The organism is Lysinibacillus sp. GbtcB16, assembly GCF_019091145.1.
In the GTDB taxonomy this organism is placed as follows: domain Bacteria; phylum Bacillota; class Bacilli; order Bacillales_A; family Planococcaceae; genus Lysinibacillus; species Lysinibacillus fusiformis.
In genome coordinates this window covers 1-278 of record NZ_JAGXJV010000300.1, presented here as the reverse complement: position 1 = coordinate 278, position 278 = coordinate 1, and the positions used below count along the sequence as shown (strand labels likewise).

Here is a 278-nt window from a genome sequence, read left to right as displayed (position 1 = left end):
GGAATAGATGCAAGCATAATATTCAAGGGTGTAGTCCAGCCATTCACGCGCTTCCGGCTCTTCGTCCAGCAGGACAATACAGCTTGGCACCAGCACACTTGAAAGCGAACGGACGGCATGACTGTCGAATGGCACGTGATGAATTTTGGAGTGATCGATCACGTGCGTCGCGATTTGGCGCGCCCTAGCGAGCAGCACGCCGCGGACCAGCACCCTTTCCGTATCCGAAAGCTGGCCGTGCAGCCAGTCATACCCCCAAGCAATCGCTCCCGTCATCC

1 pseudogene is annotated in these 278 nt (G+C 56.8%); it reads right to left on the bottom strand.

The features are described from left to right. Positions 1-278: pseudogene (locus tag KVT27_RS24340) on the bottom strand (DUF4962 domain-containing protein); the annotation flags it as partial.